General features: G+C 64.0%; 19 protein-coding genes and 1 tRNA gene. 16 read left to right on the forward strand and 4 right to left on the reverse strand.

Translation table 11 applies throughout. The features are described 5' to 3' along the window. Positions 1-21: 21 nt before the first annotated feature. Positions 22-324: a GNAT family N-acetyltransferase gene (locus PQ457_RS14195; RefSeq protein ID WP_273617452.1), complete on the forward strand. Its 303-nt coding sequence runs from the start codon at positions 22-24 to the stop codon at positions 322-324. Between the two features lie 75 nt (positions 325-399). Here PQ457_RS14195 and PQ457_RS14200 read toward each other — a convergent pair whose 3' ends face one another. Then, the gene (locus PQ457_RS14200) at positions 400-576 is read right to left on the reverse strand and encodes a CsbD family protein (protein ID WP_273617453.1); all 177 of its coding nucleotides are present in this window, start codon (positions 574-576) and stop codon (positions 400-402) included. Positions 577-749: 173 nt separating this feature from the next. Between PQ457_RS14200 and PQ457_RS14205 the strand changes: the two genes are divergently transcribed. Genes PQ457_RS14205 through PQ457_RS14220 form a run of 4 tightly spaced genes read left to right on the forward strand, consistent with a single transcriptional unit; the run spans position 750 to position 4021 of the window. After that, a complete protein-coding gene (locus PQ457_RS14205) occupies positions 750-1040 on the forward strand; it encodes a hypothetical protein (protein WP_273617454.1) in 291 nt (96 codons plus the stop codon). 1 nt (position 1041) lies between these two features. Further along, the gene (locus PQ457_RS14210) at positions 1042-2502 is read left to right on the forward strand and encodes a sensor histidine kinase (RefSeq protein WP_273617455.1); all 1461 of its coding nucleotides are present in this window, start codon (positions 1042-1044) and stop codon (positions 2500-2502) included. Further along, complete coding sequence (locus PQ457_RS14215) at positions 2499-2939, forward strand: response regulator (protein WP_273617456.1); 441 nt, start codon at positions 2499-2501, stop codon at positions 2937-2939. The genes PQ457_RS14210 and PQ457_RS14215 overlap by 4 nt, the downstream gene beginning before the upstream one ends. Continuing rightward, the gene (locus PQ457_RS14220; protein ID WP_273617457.1) at positions 2939-4021 is read left to right on the forward strand and encodes a histidine kinase dimerization/phosphoacceptor domain -containing protein; all 1083 of its coding nucleotides are present in this window, start codon (positions 2939-2941) and stop codon (positions 4019-4021) included. The genes PQ457_RS14215 and PQ457_RS14220 overlap by 1 nt, the downstream gene beginning before the upstream one ends. Before the next feature lie 61 nt (positions 4022-4082). Here PQ457_RS14220 and PQ457_RS14225 read toward each other — a convergent pair whose 3' ends face one another. After that, on the reverse strand, positions 4083-4724 hold the full coding sequence (locus tag PQ457_RS14225; RefSeq protein ID WP_273617458.1) for a sigma-70 family RNA polymerase sigma factor: 642 nt from the start codon (positions 4722-4724) through the stop codon (positions 4083-4085). A 224-nt stretch (positions 4725-4948) separates the two neighbouring features. Between PQ457_RS14225 and PQ457_RS14230 the strand changes: the two genes are divergently transcribed. From PQ457_RS14230 to PQ457_RS14245, 4 genes are all read left to right on the forward strand, one after another. Beyond that, a complete protein-coding gene (locus tag PQ457_RS14230) occupies positions 4949-5773 on the forward strand; it encodes a response regulator (protein ID WP_273617459.1) in 825 nt (274 codons plus the stop codon). Positions 5774-5839: 66 nt separating this feature from the next. Then, positions 5840-6013, forward strand: a complete 174-nt coding sequence (locus PQ457_RS14235; protein WP_273617460.1) for a NepR family anti-sigma factor — start codon at positions 5840-5842, stop codon at positions 6011-6013. Between the two features lie 96 nt (positions 6014-6109). Further along, positions 6110-6262, forward strand: coding sequence for a lmo0937 family membrane protein (locus PQ457_RS14240; RefSeq protein ID WP_273617461.1), 153 nt, complete (start codon positions 6110-6112; stop codon positions 6260-6262). Positions 6263-6408: 146 nt separating this feature from the next. Then, positions 6409-8181: an SLC13 family permease gene (locus PQ457_RS14245; protein ID WP_273617462.1), complete on the forward strand. Its 1773-nt coding sequence runs from the start codon at positions 6409-6411 to the stop codon at positions 8179-8181. Positions 8182-8230: 49 nt separating this feature from the next. Here PQ457_RS14245 and PQ457_RS14250 read toward each other — a convergent pair whose 3' ends face one another. Beyond that, positions 8231-8482 (reverse strand): GlsB/YeaQ/YmgE family stress response membrane protein, encoded by a 252-nt coding sequence (locus tag PQ457_RS14250; RefSeq protein ID WP_273617463.1) that lies wholly within the window; start codon positions 8480-8482, stop codon positions 8231-8233. A gap of 57 nt (positions 8483-8539) precedes the next feature. Between PQ457_RS14250 and PQ457_RS14255 the strand changes: the two genes are divergently transcribed. Both PQ457_RS14255 and PQ457_RS14260 read left to right on the forward strand, forming a co-directional pair. Then, positions 8540-8695, forward strand: a complete 156-nt coding sequence (locus PQ457_RS14255; RefSeq protein ID WP_273617464.1) for a hypothetical protein — start codon at positions 8540-8542, stop codon at positions 8693-8695. Then, positions 8692-9810, forward strand: a complete 1119-nt coding sequence (locus tag PQ457_RS14260; RefSeq protein ID WP_273617465.1) for an OmpA family protein — start codon at positions 8692-8694, stop codon at positions 9808-9810. The genes PQ457_RS14255 and PQ457_RS14260 overlap by 4 nt, the downstream gene beginning before the upstream one ends. A gap of 211 nt (positions 9811-10021) precedes the next feature. On the opposite strand, the gene PQ457_RS14265 is transcribed toward PQ457_RS14260, so the two are convergent. After that, a tRNA-Ser gene (locus PQ457_RS14265) sits at positions 10022-10112 on the reverse strand. Between the two features lie 76 nt (positions 10113-10188). Between PQ457_RS14265 and PQ457_RS14270 the strand changes: the two genes are divergently transcribed. From PQ457_RS14270 to PQ457_RS14290, 5 genes are all read left to right on the forward strand, one after another. Next, entirely contained in the window at positions 10189-11181 is a 993-nt protein-coding gene (locus PQ457_RS14270; protein WP_273617466.1) for a peptidylprolyl isomerase, read from the forward strand. 263 nt (positions 11182-11444) lie between these two features. Further along, on the forward strand, positions 11445-12884 hold the full coding sequence (gene zwf / locus PQ457_RS14275; protein ID WP_273619341.1) for a glucose-6-phosphate dehydrogenase: 1440 nt from the start codon (positions 11445-11447) through the stop codon (positions 12882-12884). A 25-nt stretch (positions 12885-12909) separates the two neighbouring features. Continuing rightward, a complete protein-coding gene (gene edd, locus PQ457_RS14280) occupies positions 12910-14736 on the forward strand; it encodes a phosphogluconate dehydratase (protein WP_273617467.1) in 1827 nt (608 codons plus the stop codon). Between the two features lie 29 nt (positions 14737-14765). Then, positions 14766-15734: a glucokinase gene (locus PQ457_RS14285; protein ID WP_273617468.1), complete on the forward strand. Its 969-nt coding sequence runs from the start codon at positions 14766-14768 to the stop codon at positions 15732-15734. After that, entirely contained in the window at positions 15731-16369 is a 639-nt protein-coding gene (locus PQ457_RS14290) for a bifunctional 4-hydroxy-2-oxoglutarate aldolase/2-dehydro-3-deoxy-phosphogluconate aldolase (RefSeq protein WP_273617469.1), read from the forward strand. The genes PQ457_RS14285 and PQ457_RS14290 overlap by 4 nt, the downstream gene beginning before the upstream one ends. Positions 16370-16460: the final 91 nt, after the last annotated feature.

The following is a 16460-nucleotide window of genomic DNA, read 5'->3' on the forward strand; positions in this document are numbered from 1 at the left end:
GTCCGGTAAAGGAGAATGTGGATGACCGCCCCCCTTACGCCCAGACCCGTCACGCTGAACACAGAAGCCCTGCGTTTCGAGATGCCGATCGAGGAAGGCGCCCTGGCCTTCTGCACCTATCGGCAGGATGCGGGCGGCGCCTATCACCTGCTCCATGCCGAGGTTCCTCCCGCCTTTGAGGGGCGCGGGATCGGCGGGGCGCTGGCGAAAGGCGTGTTTGAATTGGCGCGGGCGCAGGGGTTGAAGCTGGTGCCGCGCTGTTCGTTCATGGTGGCATGGGCCGCGCGCCATCCCGAATACGGGGATGTTCTGGCGCCGCGATAGATGGCGCCGCCCCCGACAACGCTGGCCCCGCTCTCGCCAGCGGGGCCAGCGCCCTGCCCGCCATCAAGGGGGCAGTTATTCGCCGATGGCGGCCTTGGCCTTGCCGGCGGCGGTCTGGATCTTGCCCTTGGCGTCCTGCGCCGCGCCCTCGGCGGCCAGCTTGGGATCGCCCGTTTCCTTGCCGATGGCTTCCTTTGCCTTGCCGACCAGCGAGTTGGTGGCGCCCGAAATGCGATCGCTGACAGAACCCATGATACATCTCCTGCGAAATGGATGAAAGCGAAGGCCGTCTTGCCGCCTTCCTGGGATGGAATGGCGGGCGCAAGGCAGAGTTCCTTGGCGGTTTAATTTTTGCAGATCGCATTGGGGCATGAAACCTTTTGCGATCTGGCGCGTCTACTTGCCCAATGGAGCGGGGAAAGAACATGCATGTCTGGCCAAAGAGCGCGTGTCTTGTGCTGGCCGCCAGCCTTTTGCTGTCCGGATGCACGAACACAAAGGGGCAGGACGACATGTGGTACGGCTATTACTATGACGATCTGCGCGAAAATGCCGAGGGCGCCATTTCCCGCCCCTTCCGCACCGCGCAGGAATGCCGCATCGCAATGCAGGACTATACGATGGAGGCCAAGGTAACCTCCGGCTTTGCCTGTGCGCGCGGCTGCGCCTCGGCGCGCAACGGGGCCATTGCCAATTGCCGCGAGGTCGTGCGCTGACATGGTGCTGGACCTGCGCGCCCCCATTGCGTTGCGCGGCAAATGGATCGGCATGATCCTGCTGGGCTTTGTCGCGCTGGCCGGGATCGTGGGTTCGGCCGCGATCCTGATGACGATGAACCAGCGCCAGATGGACGGCGTGGCCCATGCCTATCAGGTCGAGCGGCAGGTTTCGGCCATGCGCGTGTCGCTGCTGCGGATCGACAGTTTCCGGCGCAAGCGGGACATCGAGCGGCGCGCCGACGAGTTGAAGACCTATCGCACCAGGCTGGAAAGCGCGATCGCCAGCTTTCGCACGCTGACCAGCGACAACCCCCGGCAGCAGGCCCGCGTGCCCTTGCTCGAAGCCCTGCAGGCGCAGGTCCTGCTGGATGTGGGCGCGATCACCAAGAAGGAATTCGGCGAATCGATCCGCGTCGAGGACCCGCTGGGCATGCTCGACGTGCTGACCCGCGCAATGCAGGACGAGGAATTGCGCCTGCAGCGGTTTCGCAGCGAAGAAATGCGCCGGATCCAGTATGGCTTTTATGTCGTGCTGGGCGCGGCGGGGCTGCTGCTGATTGTGGTGGGGCTGCTCACTTTTGTCAGCCTGCGCCGGTTCACCCGCGATCTGGTCAATTCGCGTCAGGCGCTGCGCGACGCCAACGCCGGGCTGGAATTGGCCGTGCAGGAGCGCACCGCCGATCTCAAACGCGCCAATGGCGAGCTTCAGCGCTTTGCCTATATCGTCAGCCATGATCTGCGCTCGCCGCTGGTCAATGTGATGGGGTTTACCTCGGAACTGGAACTGGCCACCAAGCGGCTGGGCGAAATGCTGGTCGAAGCGCGCCGCACCCGCCCCGAAACGCTGTCTCCCGGCACGGACGAGCTGATCGAGCAGGATTTGCCTGAGGCGATCCATTTCATCCGCACATCGACGCAAAAGATGGACCGGCTGATCAACGCCATCCTCCAGCTCTCGCGTCAGGGCAGCCGGGCGCTGACCCCGACCTGGCTGGACATGAACCGGCTGCTGGACGATGTGGTCGAAAGCATGAAGATGCGCGCCGAACAGGCCGGGGCGCAGATCATCATCGCCCCGGATCAGCCCGAGATCTATTGCGACCGGGTGGCGATCGAACAGATCCTGTCCAACCTGATCGAAAATGCGATCAAATACCGCCAGCCCGACCGGCCGCCCGTCATCCGTATCACCGGCAAGCGCATCGGCAGCCATGCCGAATTCCGTGTGGCCGACAATGGGCGCGGCATCGACCCGCGCGATTTCGAGCGGGTGTTCGACCTGTTCCGCCGATCGGGCGCCCAGGATCAGCCCGGCGAAGGCATTGGACTGGCGAATGTCCGCGCGCTGGTTTATCGTTTGGGCGGGTCGATCCTGCTCGAATCCGAACTGGGTGTCGGGTCGACATTCATTCTGTCGATCCCCCTCCATTACTCCGAGGAACAGAGTCAGGTTTCATGAGCAATCCATTGCCTGTCACGATTATCATGATCGAGGACGATCTGGGCCACGCGCGCCTGATCGAAAAGAACATCCGTCGCGCCGGGATTTCCAACCACATCACCCATTTCGACAATGGCACGGCGGCGCTGGAATTCCTGTTCAACCCGGCCAGCGATCCGGCGCGGCACGGTCCGGTGCTGATCCTGCTCGACCTCAACCTGCCCGACATGAGCGGGACGGCGATCCTTTCGCGGATCAAGGAAAACCCCCGTTTGCACCGCACCCCGGTCGTCGTGCTGACCACCACCGATGACAAGGTGGAGATCCAGCGCTGTTATGATCTGGGCTGCAATGTCTATATCACCAAGCCGGTCAATTATGAGAGTTTTGCCGACGCCATCCGCCAGTTGGGCCTGTTTCTCTCGGTCATTCAAATTCCGGAAAGCGGGGGCTGATGCCGCTGTCTGAATCGCGCATCCTCTATATCGACGATGACGAGGGTCTGTGTCGTCTGGCCAAGCGCCACCTTGAAAGGATGGGCTGCGAGCTGACCTATGCGCTTTCGGGCGCGCAGGGGATCGAGCTGGCCCGCGCAACATCTTTCGATCTGGTCGCGCTGGATCATATCATGCCGGGCATGGGGGGGCTGGAAACGCTCGAACTGCTGATGGCGCTGCCTTCGCCGCCGGGGGTGATTTATGTGACCGGCTCGGATGAGACGGGCGTGGCGGTGGCCGCGCTCAAGGCAGGCGCGGTCGATTATGTGGTCAAGACCGGCAGCGGCGATTTCTTCGAATTGCTGACCAGCACGCTGCATCAGGCGGCGGCCACCCTGCGCCTGCGCCAGCAGAAAGAGCAGGTCGAACAGCAATTGCGCGAAACCAATGCGCAACTGGAGGCGCTGCTGCATGAAATGAACCATCGCGTGGCCAACAGCCTGCAGATGGTCTCCTCGCTGGTCAGCCTGCAATCGCGCCGCGCCACCGGACAGGAGGCCCGCGCCATGCTCCAGGATGTGCGCCACCGCATTCAGGCGATCGGCCGCATCCACCGCCAGCTTTACACCGGCGAGAGCTATCACGCGGTCAACATGCGCGATTATCTGGAAGGCATGGCGCGCGATCTGGCGGGTACTTTCTCCAGCGAGAATATCCGCCGCTCGATCAAGGTGATGGCGCAGGATGCCTCGCTGCCTGCGGCCACGGCGGTGACGCTGGGCGTGCTGGTCAATGAGCTGGTCAGCAATGCCTGCAAATATGCCTATGGCCGCGAGGAATCGGGCGAGGTGCGCATCCGTTTCGATCTGGAAGGCGAGGACGGCTACCACCTGCGGGTGGAGGATGACGGTGTGGGGCTGGGCGAAGACCACGGCCCCCAAGGCACCGGGCTGGGCTCACAGATTGTGACCGCGATGGCGCGCTCGCTGGGCGCCATACACAGTTTCTCCAGCCCCGGAAAAGGCTTGCAGGTCGATATCCACCGGGCGCCCTCCGCCCCGAAACAGGCCGGGCCATCCGCCAACGGGCAAGACGGCTGAGCATTGGCCCCCTCACTCTGGGGCGCCGGTGATGCCTTTGTCACCGGCGCCCTGGACGAAATCAGGCCACCAGCCGCATGGTCAGGTGCGGAGGCGCAATTTGCCGAAACTGGCTGATGAAGGCCTCCAGCACCTCCCCTTCCAGAACGAAGTTATGGCGGAAATCGGGCAGCACGCCGCCCTCCAGCACCGCCGATAGCGCGGCGCGCGCCCGCGCGATCCGGCTCTTGACCGTGCCCACGGCAACGCCGCAGATTTCGGCGATCTCCTCATAGCTGACCGAACCGACCGCCATCAGGATCAGCACCTCGCGCTGGGCGTCGGGCAAGGTGGCCAGCGCGCGCAGCACGTCGGTCGCCTCCATCTGGCTTTCCTGATCACCCGGCGTGTTCAGCACAGTCTCGGCCACGCCTTCGTCATAATCGCCGACAAAGCGTTCGCGGCGCAATTGCCCGAAATAGTGGTGACGCAGGATCGTGAAGGTCCATGCCCGGAAACTGGTGCCCGCCGCATAGCGGTCTCGCGCGGCCCATGCCTTCATCAGCGTTTCCTGGGCCAGATCGTCGGCCCGGTCGCGGTTGCCGCAAAGCGTGCGGGCAAAGGCGCGCAAATGCGGGATGGCCGCGGTCAGCTCCTTGTGAAACTCGGCATCGCTCAGCGGGGCGCCGGACGCGACAGCCTTTTGATCGGATCTCTCGGTCATGCGAAATTTCCTTTTTAGGTCCTCGCAAAGGCTAACGTCCCGACCCGGTGAAGGTTCCATGGCGGCAAGCATCCGCAGAGTTTCATAATTTCCATTTATTATCAAATGCCTGAGCGCATTCCCCATCCGGCATCGAAAAATTTGTCGTAATTTGCGCGACCAACGGAACCCACCGCACGCTGAGCTGTTTGACACGCAGGCCCCTACTCGCTGCGAGGAAATCCATGACTTTGATCACTGAGCGCGCCGGTTCCGTTCACAAGGCTGTTCACGATTCCCGCGACCTTGCCTCCTCGCTGCCGTTTCTGCGCCGCTATGCGCGTTCGGTCACCGGGCGCCAGGCGAGCGGCGATGCCATCGTGCGCGCGATGCTGGAGGCCTCTTTGCAGGACCCTGCGCTGCTGGCCGAAATCAACAGCGGGGCCGTGGGGCTGTTTCGCGCCTTTACCAAGGTGTGGACCACAAGCGATGCCGGTTTCGCGCGCGGCGCGGACAGTTTCGCCGCCGAAACCGCATCCCAGATCGCCCGCGTCCCCAGCTTTCCCCGCCAGGCGCTGCTGCTCAACCAGCTTGAGGATTTTTCGATGGCCCAGACCGGTGAAATCCTTGGCGTGAGCGAGGAAGAGGCGCAGCAGCTTGTCCACGAGGCGATTGCCGATCTGGCGCTGGACCGCCCGGTCGATGTGCTGATCATCGAGGATGAACCGCTGATCGCCAGCCATCTGGAAGATATCGTGGCCGATGCGGGCCACCGCGTCATCGGCAATGCCACCACCGCCGCCGAGGCCGGGGTGATCTTTGCCGACAAGCGCCCCGGTCTGGTGCTGAGCGACATGCAACTGGCCGACGGCAGTTCGGGGGCCGATGCGGTGGACGCGATCCTGCGCATCGGCGATGTGCCGGTGATCTTCATCACCGCCTTCCCCGAATTGCTGCTGACGGGCGAGCGGCCGGAACCGGCCTTTCTGATCGGCAAACCGTTTCGCGATGAAACCGTGCGCGCCGCGATCAGTCAGGCGCTGTTTTTCGGATCGCATGTTGAAAAATGAGCGCCGTTGCGCTGTCATCGGCGCTCCGGGTATGCGAATTTGCGACGCATGGAATGGGACAAGCCTGTGAAAGAAGTTCCACCTACCACCGCCCTCGGGGCCAAGACCGACCCTGAACGCCCCCCCACCCCGGCGTGGAGCGAGGATATTCGCGCCTATTACCATGCCGCCGCCGAAGAGCCGGTGCCGCAGGACTTTTCCGATCTGATGGCGCAAATCGCCAAACAGATCGGAAAATAATCCCGCCGCATGACCATGGAACCTCCGATCCGGCCGGTCATTTCCTGCTTATAGTCGCCCATTGCGGCCATAGGATGGAAATAAAGGAGGAAACCCATGCTGCTTTTTCTCGCCATTATTCTGGTTGTCGCATGGATCGGTGGTTTTGCCGTCTTTCACGTTGCGGGCTGGCTGATTCACCTTCTGCTGATTTTCGCCATCGCCTCCTTCATTTTCCATCTGATCACGGGACGATCGTCGATCCGTTGAGCGGAAAATCGGACCAATTGAGTTATAGGCCGGGACATGGACGCCCCTATCGTGCATGATGGGCCTGTGAGATATAACAAGCCCTCGTCGCCGCGATTCTCCGTCACGCTTGCATTTGGCTTTGCGCCCATGATCCACGCCCGCCCATGACCTATGCCCAAGGCCTGTCCTTTGCGCTGCTGTTGGGCGCCATTGCGATGTTTGTCTGGGGGCGGTTCCGTTATGATCTGGTGGCGCTGGTCGTGCTGGTCATTGCGATGGCCACAGGCGATGTCCCGGTCAAACAGGCCTTTATCGGCTTTACCAGCGATGTGGTCATCATTGTCGGCTCGGCGCTGGTGGTCAGCGCGGCAATCGCCCGATCAGGGGTGATCGAATGGGCGGTGGGGCCGTGGCTGGAACGGCTACGCACCGCGCGGGTTCAGGTGCCGGTGCTGGCCGGCACCACCGCGCTGCTTTCGATGCTGACCAAGAATGTCGGGGCGCTGGCGATCCTGATGCCGGTGGCGCTGCGCATGAGCCGCAAGACCGGCACCTCGCCCTCCAGCCTCCTGATGCCCATGGCATTCATGTCGCTGCTGGGCGGGCTGGTCACGCTGGTGGGCACATCGACCAACATCATCGTCAGCCAGATCCGGCAACAGGAATTGGGCCGCCCGTTCGCCCTGTTCGATTTTGCCCCGGTCGGCCTGGTGCTGACGGGGCTGGGGCTGCTGACTGTCAGCGTGGCATGGCGCCTGCTGCCCGCCAAGCGGCAGGGCGCGGCGGGCCTTGACGCCGCCTCGGCCCAGACGCGCTATGCCACAGAGGCGCGCATCACCACCGAACTCGCGCAAAGCGGCGTCACCATCGCCGGGCTGCGCCTGAGCGATGACGGCGTGACCTTGCGGCGGCTGATCGGGCCGGACGGGGCCGCGCGCCCTGCCCTGCCCGATGCCGCGCTTCAGGCCGACAGTTGCCTTGTGCTGGAGGGGCAGGACGAGGCGCTCGACCGCCTGTTTGCCCGCGTGCCGCTGATGCATGGGCGCGAAAAGCGACAGCCGAGCAAAGCGGAACCCGGCGAGGAAATGCGCAGCATCGAAGCGGTGGTGCAGGAGCATTCGCTGCTGGTGGGCCAGACCGCGCAGGAAGTCGGGTTGAATGACCGTTTCGGCGTCCGCCTGATGGGCATCGGCCGCAGCCAGGAACGGATCACCGAAAGGCTGGACGAAACCACGCTGCGCGCGGGCGATGTGCTGGTGCTGCGCGCGGGCGAAAGGGCGCTGCCCGCGATCCTGACCGACCTTGACCTGCTGCCGCTGTTTGAACGCCATGTGAAGCTGGGCGACCGGCGGCGGAGGTTCCTGCCGATCCTTGTGCTGGCGGCGGCCATGCTGCTGGTGGCTTTCGGGGTGGCGCCGGTGGCGGGGGCGTTTTTCGGCGCGGCGGTGATGATGATGGTGGTGGGCGCGCTATCCCCGCGCGAGGCCTATGGCGCGCTCGAACCCGAGGTGCTGGTGCTGCTGGGGGCGCTGACGCCGATCAGCGAGGCGGTGCATCACAGTGGCGGCAGCGAGATCATCGCGCATGTGATGACCGGCCTGCTGGACGGCGTGGCGCCGATTTTTGCGCTGGGGCTGATGATGGCGGCGGCGATGGCCTGCTCGCCCTTTTTGCACAATGCGCCCACGGTGCTGTTGCTGGGGCCGGTGGCGGTGGGGGTGGCGCGGGGCCTGCATCTCAATCCCGATGCTTTCCTGATGGCGGTGGCCACGGGCGCTGGATCGGACTTCCTGACCCCGGTGGGCCATCAATGCAACACGCTGGTGATGGGGCCGGGGGGCTATCGCTTTGGCGATTACTGGCGGCTGGGCCTGCCCCTGTCGGTCATGGTGATCGTCGCGGGGACGCTGGCCATCGATGTGTTCTGGCCATTATAGACGGGCGCGCAGGGGGCTGCGCGCCCGTGTGGGGGGATTGCACACAGGTTCAGCGCAAGGAACCGCGCCGGAACAGATTGACGATGCCCAGCAGCACAATCGCGCCCACCAATGAAACCGAAAAGCTGCCGATCGTCAGCGGGCTGTTGTTGATATCGCCATGCGCAAAGAGCAGGCCGCCGATAAAGGCGCCCACCACCCCGATGATGATATTGCCGAACAGGCCCATGCTTTCACCCATGATCATGCCCGCGACCGCCCCGACCAGCGCGCCGATCAGAAGCCATAAGAGAATGCCCATCGTTACTCTCCTTGATTGACTGATACACCATCAATGGCGGCCGGGGCGGGATGTTCCATGGCCAAATGCGCCGCCGATATGCAGCGCCTGCAAAAAGACGTAATTTTGATGCCGGGCCATGCAACCTTCGCTCGTCTCGATTCTTTCATCGACGAAACGCAGGCACCACTCGCCAATGACAAGCCCGCGGGTCGAAAGGAAGGAAAACCATGAGAAATCTGATTATTGCGGCCGCGATGGCCTCTTCCGCGCTGGCCACTGCCGCCTATGCCGAAACCGGGCCCTATGTCACGGTCGAAGGCGGCGCAGTGCAGCATGAGCGCGTCGATATCCGCGACGGCAGCGGTAATTTTCAGCGCAACAACCGGGCCAAGGTAGGCTGGCAGGCGGGCGGCGCGCTTGGTTATGACTTCGGCAATTTCCGCCTTGAAGCCGAAGGTTTCTATGACAAATCGGCCCTGCGAAGCGAATATCGCCCCAATGGCACCCCGCTGCCCAATGGCTATTACAACAATGGCAATGGCTTTTACGGCCATACCGAAACCGTTGCGGGCATGGCCAACGCGCTCTTCAGCATCGGAAAATGGGGCAAGTTCAAGGCTTATGCGGGCGCGGGCGCGGGTTATGCCCGCGTGGATGTCTGGTCCAGCAACGGCGCTGCCGGGGGCCTGAGCGGCCATGACGAGGGCTTTGCCTGGCAGGCCTTGGCCGGGATCACCGCACCGCTCAGCAAGAATGTCGACCTGGGCATAAGATATCGCTATTTCCGCCCCGACGGCGCCACCAATTTCGCCAATCATGACGGTTTCCAGCAATATGCCAAATTGCGCAGCCATGCCGTGCTGGCCACGCTGACCTACAACTTTGGCCGCGCGGCCGAGCCTGCGCCCGAACCGGCCCCGCCGCCGCCCCCGCCGCCCGCCGCCGAGCCCGCTCCGCCTCCGCCGCCTCCGCCGCCCCCGCCGCCCGCTCCGGTCTGCAACAAGGGCCCCTATATCGTGTTCTTCGATTGGAATAAGTCGGACGTCACCAGCGAAGCAGCCGGTATCCTCGACAGCGCGATCCAGGCCTATGGCAATTGCGCCTCGGTGCCGGTGATGGTGGCCGGTTACACCGACAGTTCAGGCTCGGCCAAGTATAACCTCGGCCTCTCGCAGCGCCGCGCGGAATCGGTCAAATCCTATCTGACCAGCCACGGCATCGGCAGCGCCTCGATCACCACGCAGGGTCTTGGCGAAACCAACCAGCGCGTGCCCACCGCAGACGGTGTGCGCGAGTTGCAAAACCGCCGCGTGGAAATCACCTATGGGCCGGGCGCGGGCAACTGAGCCCAGCCATCCCCGAAACGGAAAAGGGCCGGAGCAATCCGGCCCTTTTTTGCGCGCCCCGTTGCTGCGCCGCTTGTCAATTGCCGCGGGCTACGGGCCATTCCCGAGGGCGCGCCTTTGATCTGGAGACCGGCCAAAGCTGGTTCCGCCCGAACCACCGGCAAGCCTATTGCGAGGCGCCAAAGGAGAAGATCGACAAACCATGGGTAAATGGCGGAGCGGGAGGGATTCGAACCCTCGATACGCTTTTGACGTATACTCACTTTCCAGGCGAGCGCCTTCGACCACTCGGCCACCGCTCCGCATTGCACTGGAAGGCAGGCCCCTAGCGATGAAACGCGGCTTGCGCAAGAGAGGGCGCGCAGGCAGATTGCCTTGATGCGCAAAAAGATTGTCCTGCTCGCCGCCTTTGCCCTTTCCGCCGCGCCGATGGCCATGGCGGCCCCGGCGGAAAAGCCCAAGACCCGCCCCAGCGCGGAGATCATCAAGGCCGCCCCGGCCGGCGACTGGACCGCGATCGATCCGGGCGATGTGCTGGTGATGACGCTCTCGCCCGATGCGGCGGGCAAGGCGCGGCAGGTTTTCATCCAGCTTTTGCCCGCGCCTTTTTCGCAAGGATGGATCGGCAATATGCGCAAGCTGGCCGCGGCCCACTGGTGGGATGGCGGCGCGGTCTATCGGGTTCAGGACAATTGGGTCGCGCAATTTGGCGATCCCGATGAGGACACGCCCAAGGCCAAGCCACTGCCGCCGGGTTTGGCGGTGGTGCCGGAGAGTGAGTATCTGGTTCACAATGGCCCCCGCAACATTGTTTGCGACCGCGATGTTTGCCCCAGCCTGATCGCGCCTATGGACTGGTGGGCACAAGAGATGCTCAATGACGCTTATGCTTTCGATGGTGGTACTGGTCTTGTCGGCTTCGCCAAAGGCTGGCCTGTTGCCACCAACGACAAAGCCATATGGCCCACCCATTGCTACGCCACGGTGGGCGTTGGCCGCAACAACTCGCCTGACACCGGCACGGGCGCCGAGCTATACGTGGCAATCGGCACGCCTCCGCGCCAGCTTGATCGCAACATCGCCGTGGTGGGCCGCGTGATCGAGGGGATTGAATATATCTCCTCGCTTCCCCGCGCGCCGGGCAATGGGATGTATAATGACAAGGCAAAAAACACCCCGATACTCTCGATCCGGCTGGGCAATGAATTGCCCGCCGCCCAGCAGCCGCGCTTTGAATATCTCTCCACCGCCAGCGCATCATTCCGCGAATATGTGAACGCACGGGTCAACCGGCACGACGATTTCATCATCTATTCCCCCGGCAGCGCCGATATCTGCAACATCCCGATTCCCATTCGTCGCCGGGGATGAACGGCGCGGTCAGCGCCGGGGATGAGCCGCCGCGCGCCCTTGCATGGGCGGTGGCGAAAACCTATTCATAGCGCAAATTCGTATTCAAACCCTAGGATTTCCGCGCCATTCCCGGGCGATGAACTGGCGCAAACCCCATCAGGGCGCTAGATCACCCAGGCAAATGGGCCACCGCCAAGGCGGCCTTAGTGAACCATGGCGCGGAAGCACTCCAACCCAAGGAGAAAGCCGTGACAGTCGTGACACCCGAGGGGACTCCATCGATGAGCTTTACCGCCGACAAGCTGCTGCTGTTTGGCGCCACCGGCGATCTTTCGCAGCGCATGCTGCTGCCCTCGCTGTGCGCGCTTCATGCCGATGCTCTGGTGCCGGAAAAGCTGGGCATCATCGGCACGGCGCGCTCCGACCTCGATGACGATGGCTTCCGCAATTTTGCCGCCGATGCGCTGGGCAAGTTCCTGCCCGATTATCGCAAGGGCGCGATCCCCGGCTTTCTCCAGCGGCTGACCTATCAGGCGCTGGACGCCAACCAGACCGCGCAATTTGCCGATCTGGCCGCCAAGGTCGGCCCGCGTCAGGATGGTCTGGCGATTTTCCTGTCCACCGCGCCCAGCCTGTTCGAACCCACCATCGCGGGCCTTCAGGCCAGCGGATTGGCCGACGAGACCAGCCGCATCGGCCTTGAAAAGCCGCTGGGCACCGATCTGGACACCAGCCGCCACATCAATGACGCGGTGGCCTCGGCCTTTCCCGAAGACCGTATTTTCCGCATCGACCACTATCTGGGCAAGGAAACCGTCCAGAACCTGATGGCGCTGCGCTTTGCCAACATTCTTTTCGAGCCCATCTGGAACTCGCACTATATCGAGCACGTTCAGATCACCGTGGCGGAAACGGTTGGCCTTGAAGGGCGCGTGGGCTTTTACGACGGCGCGGGCGCGCTGCGCGATATGGTGCAGAACCATATGCTGCAACTGCTCGCCCTTGTCGCGATGGAGCCGCCCAGCCGTTTCGATCCGGCCGCGATCCGGGGCGAAAAGACCAAGGTTCTGCGCAGCTTGCGCACCGTTGCTGCGGGCGACACCGTGACCGGCCAGTACCGCGCGGGCGCGATCAACGGCGCTTCGGTGCCGGGCTATGCCGACGAATTGGGTCAACCTTCGGCCACCGAAACTTTCGTGGCGATCAAGGCGCATATCGACAACTGGCGCTGGAAGGGCGTGCCCTTCTATCTGCGCACCGGCAAGCGTCTGCCCAAGCGGACCACCGAGATCGTGGTCCAGTTCCGCCCGGTGCCCCATTCGATGTTTGCCCAGCGCGGCGCGATTGCCCAGCCCAACCGGCTGGTCATCGGCATCCAGCCTGAGGAAAACATCACCTTCACCACCAATGCCAAGGTGCCGGGTCTGGATCGCGGCGGGCTTCGCCTGCGCGAAGTGCCGCTCGACATCAGCATGGAAGACGCCTTTGCCGGCCCGACCAAGCGCATCGCCTATGAGCGCCTGCTGCTCGACCTGATCGAGGGCGACCAGACGCTGTTCGTCCGCCGCGACGAGGTGGAGGCGCAATGGGCCTGGATCGACGGCGTGCGCAAGGTGTGGACCGACAATGGCATCACGCCCAATCCCTATGGCGCAGGAAGCTGGGGGCCGACCGCCGCCATCGCCCTTGCCGCCAAGGATGGCGTGGCCTGGCACGAATAAGCGGGCAGGAACAAGGAATAGTATCATGGCTGAACTGCACCCCACTATCGCCCGCGTAACGCAGCGCGTGATCGAGCGATCCAAAGCGACCCGCAGCGCCTATCTCGACCTGATGGCGCGCGAGGCGGACCGTCATGGGGACCGTTCGGCCTATGGCTGTTCCAACCTTGCCCATGCCTATGCGGGCGCAGTCGAGGACCAGAAGACGCTGGCCTTCACCCGCGCCCAGAACATCGGCATCGTCACGGCCTATAATGACATGCTTTCCGCGCATCAGCCCTATGCGCGTTTTCCCGATGCGATGAAGATCTATGCCCGCGAAGTGGGCGCCACGGCGCAGGTGGCGGGCGGCGTTCCGGCCATGTGCGACGGCGTGACCCAGGGCATGGACGGGATGGAGCTCTCGCTCTTCTCGCGCGACACGATTGCCCTTTCCACCGCCGTTTCGCTCAGCCACGCCGTGTTTGACAGCACCGCGCTGCTGGGCATCTGCGACAAGATCGTGCCGGGTCTGGTGATCGGCGCGCTGCGCTTTGGCCATCTGCCCTCGATCTTCATCCCCAGTGGCCCGATGCCCAGCGGCATCGCCAATAAGGACAAGCAGAAGACCCGCCAGCTTTACGCCGAAGGCAAGGTTGGCCGCGAGGAATTGCTGAAAAGCGAGATGGGTTCCTACCACTCGCCCGGCACCTGCACCTTTTACGGCACGGCCAATTCCAATCAGATGATGATGGAAATGATGGGCCTGCAATTGCCCGGCTCCAGCTTTGTGCCGCCCAACACCCCGCTGCGCAGCCAACTCACGCGCGCGGCCGTCCATCGCCTGACGCAAATCAGCCGCAAGGGCGCCGATCCGCGCCCGATGGCGCAGGTGGTCGATGAAAAGGCGATCCTCAACGCCTGCATCGGCCTGCTGGCCACCGGGGGCAGCACCAATCACGCGATCCACCTGCCCGCAATGGCGCGGGCGGCGGGGGTCATCATCGACTGGGCGGATCTGGATGAACTGTCCAGCGTCGTGCCGCTGATCGCGCGCGTCTATCCCAATGGGTCGGGCGACGTGAACCATTTCCACGCGGCGGGCGGCATGGGCTATGTCATCCGCGAATTGCTGGGCGCCGGGCTGTGCCATGGCGATATCCTGACCGTGGCCGAGGGCGGGTTTGCCGCTTATGCCACCGAACCTTATCTCGACGGCCCAGAGGGCAATCAAGCGCTGGCCTTCCGCCCGGCGCCTGAGGTCAGCCATGATCCGGCGATGCTCTCGACCGTGGCGCAGCCTTTCCAGCCCGATGGCGGGATGCGTTTGGTTCAGGGCAATCTGGGCCGCGCGACCTTCAAGTCCTCGGCGGTGGAAAAGGAACGCTGGACCATCGAGGCCCCCGCGCTGGTGTTTGACAGCCAGGAAGACGTGCAGGCCGCCTTCAAGGCGGGCGAGCTGGAGCGTGACTGCGTGGTGGTCGTGCGTTTCCAGGGGCCGCGCGCCAATGGCATGCCCGAACTGCACAAGCTGACCCCGCCGCTGGGCGTGCTTCAGGACAAGGGCTTCAAGGTGGCGCTGGTCACCGACGGGCGCATGTCGGGCGCCTCCGGCAAAGTTCCCGCCGCCATCCACGTCACGCCCGAAGCCCTTGCGGGCGGCGCGCTGGCGCTGGTGCAGAACGGCGACATCATCCGCGTCTGCGCGCAATCCGGCACGCTGGAGGTGAAGGCCGACCTGTCGGGCCGCACGCCGGCAAGCGCGCCCGCCGCCGCGATGGGCGTGGGGCGCGAATTGTTCGCAATGTTCCGCGCCGGGGCCGATGGCGCCGAAAAGGGCGGATCGGCCATGCTGGCGCTCGCAGGTCTTTGACGCTAAAGGCCTGACGACGGAGGGGATTCATGGAACTCGTTACGGTAGATATCGGCGGCACCCACGCGCGTTTCACCATTGCCACACTTGGCGATGATGGCGCGATCGTGCTGGGCGAACCGGCCACGCTGAAAACCAATGAACATGCCAGCTTTGAAACGGCATGGGAGCATTTCGCGGAAATTTCGGGCCGCGCCCTGCCGCGCGCGGTCGCGCTGGCCGTGGCGGGGCCGGTGGGCGGCGAACTGATCCGCTTTACCAACAACCCGTGGGTGATCCTGCCCGATCAGTTGCCCGAGCGTTTGGGCGTGGACAAAGTCACCATCGTCAATGACTTTGGCGCGGTGGGCCACGCCGTGGCGCGCGCGGGCGATGAATATTTCCAGCATCTGACCGGGCCGGATGTCGCGCTGCCCACCAGCGGCACGATCACTATCGTCGGCCCCGGCACCGGGCTTGGCGTGGCGCATGTCTGGCGCGACGGCAACGGCTTTTATCACGTTCAGGCAACCGAAGGCGGCCATCTCGATTTCGCCCCGCTCGATGCGGTGGAGGACGCGATTCTGGCCCGCCTGCGCCAGCGTCATCGCCGCGTTTCGGTGGAGCGCGTGGTGTCGGGCCCGGCCATCGTCGATATTTACGAAACACTGGCCGCGCTGGAACAGCGCCCGGTGCTGCATACCGACGACCGCACGATCTGGACCAGGGGCACCGCGGGCGAGGACACGCTGATGGCGGCGGCCATCGACCGTTTCTGCCTCTCGCTGGGTTCGGCGGCGGGCGATCTGGCGCTGGCGCAGGGCGGGTCGGCCGTGGTCATCGCGGGCGGGCTTGGCCTGCGCATCAAGGACACGATCCTGTCCTCCGGCTTTGCCGACCGTTTCCGCGCCAAGGGCCGTTTTGAAAGCCTGATGGCCAGCCTGCCGGTCAAGCTGATTACCCATCCCCAACCGGGCCTGCTCGGCGCGGCCGCCGCGTTTCAGAAGGAACATGCATGATGAGCGACACCCCTACCCCCGCCTCCGCCCGGATCGACGCCATCATGCGCACCGCGCCGGTGATCCCGGTGCTGGTGATCGACCGTCTTGAAGACGCGCTGCCGCTGGCCGAAGCCTTGGTCGCCGGTGGCCTCAAGGTTCTCGAAGTCACGCTGCGCACCGAGTGTGCATTGGACGCCATCAAGGTGATGAAGCAGGTGCCCGGCGCGATTGTCGGCGCAGGCACGGTGCTGAACCCCGACGATCTGGCGCGCGCGATTGATGCGGGCAGCGAATTCATCGTCTCGCCGGGTCTGACCCCGCGTCTGGGTGAAGCCGCCGTTGCGGCGGGCATCCCCTTCCTGCCCGGCACGGCGAATGCTGCCGACATCATGCTGGGCATGGATCTGGGCCTCAACCGCTTCAAGTTCTTCCCTGCCGAAGCCAGCGGCGGCGTCAGCGCTTTGAAGGCCATTGCCGGTCCCTTCGGCTCGGCCCGTTTCTGCCCCACCGGCGGCATCACGCTGGCCACGGCCCCCAATTATCTGGCCCTGCCGCAGGTGCTCTGCGTCGGCGGAAGCTGGATGGTGGGCAAGGGCGCCGATGCGGCGGCCATTACCGCTGCTGCTGCTGCGGCGGCGGCGCTTAAGGCCTGAAACTGAATACCCTGCCCGCGCAAGCCATCGGCGCGGGCAGACATTTCCCTTCTTCCATTTGCCAAACCAAATTCGTCTGCGGCTTTGCAGT

It is taken from the genome of Novosphingobium humi (assembly GCF_028607105.1).
GTDB lineage: Bacteria > Pseudomonadota > Alphaproteobacteria > Sphingomonadales > Sphingomonadaceae > Novosphingobium > Novosphingobium humi.

Bases quoted from the DNA above. Each gene is read 5' to 3' on its own strand.
- PQ457_RS14195 (WP_273617452.1), top strand. From the start codon at position 22: ATGACCGCCCCCCTTACGCCCAGACCCGTCACGCTGAACACAGAAGCC.
- PQ457_RS14200 (WP_273617453.1), bottom strand. From the start codon at position 576: ATGGGTTCTGTCAGCGATCGCATTTCGGGCGCCACCAACTCGCTGGTC.
- PQ457_RS14205 (WP_273617454.1), top strand. From the start codon at position 750: ATGCATGTCTGGCCAAAGAGCGCGTGTCTTGTGCTGGCCGCCAGCCTT.
- PQ457_RS14210 (WP_273617455.1), top strand. From the start codon at position 1,042: ATGGTGCTGGACCTGCGCGCCCCCATTGCGTTGCGCGGCAAATGGATC.
- PQ457_RS14215 (WP_273617456.1), top strand. From the start codon at position 2,499: ATGAGCAATCCATTGCCTGTCACGATTATCATGATCGAGGACGATCTG.
- PQ457_RS14220 (WP_273617457.1), top strand. From the start codon at position 2,939: ATGCCGCTGTCTGAATCGCGCATCCTCTATATCGACGATGACGAGGGT.
- PQ457_RS14225 (WP_273617458.1), bottom strand. From the start codon at position 4,724: ATGACCGAGAGATCCGATCAAAAGGCTGTCGCGTCCGGCGCCCCGCTG.
- PQ457_RS14230 (WP_273617459.1), top strand. From the start codon at position 4,949: ATGACTTTGATCACTGAGCGCGCCGGTTCCGTTCACAAGGCTGTTCAC.
- PQ457_RS14240 (WP_273617461.1), top strand. From the start codon at position 6,110: ATGCTGCTTTTTCTCGCCATTATTCTGGTTGTCGCATGGATCGGTGGT.
- PQ457_RS14245 (WP_273617462.1), top strand. From the start codon at position 6,409: ATGACCTATGCCCAAGGCCTGTCCTTTGCGCTGCTGTTGGGCGCCATT.
- PQ457_RS14250 (WP_273617463.1), bottom strand. From the start codon at position 8,482: ATGGGCATTCTCTTATGGCTTCTGATCGGCGCGCTGGTCGGGGCGGTC.
- PQ457_RS14255 (WP_273617464.1), top strand. From the start codon at position 8,540: ATGGCCAAATGCGCCGCCGATATGCAGCGCCTGCAAAAAGACGTAATT.
- PQ457_RS14260 (WP_273617465.1), top strand. From the start codon at position 8,692: ATGAGAAATCTGATTATTGCGGCCGCGATGGCCTCTTCCGCGCTGGCC.
- PQ457_RS14270 (WP_273617466.1), top strand. From the start codon at position 10,189: ATGCGCAAAAAGATTGTCCTGCTCGCCGCCTTTGCCCTTTCCGCCGCG.
- zwf (WP_273619341.1), top strand. From the start codon at position 11,445: ATGAGCTTTACCGCCGACAAGCTGCTGCTGTTTGGCGCCACCGGCGAT.
- edd (WP_273617467.1), top strand. From the start codon at position 12,910: ATGGCTGAACTGCACCCCACTATCGCCCGCGTAACGCAGCGCGTGATC.
- PQ457_RS14285 (WP_273617468.1), top strand. From the start codon at position 14,766: ATGGAACTCGTTACGGTAGATATCGGCGGCACCCACGCGCGTTTCACC.
- PQ457_RS14290 (WP_273617469.1), top strand. From the start codon at position 15,731: ATGATGAGCGACACCCCTACCCCCGCCTCCGCCCGGATCGACGCCATC.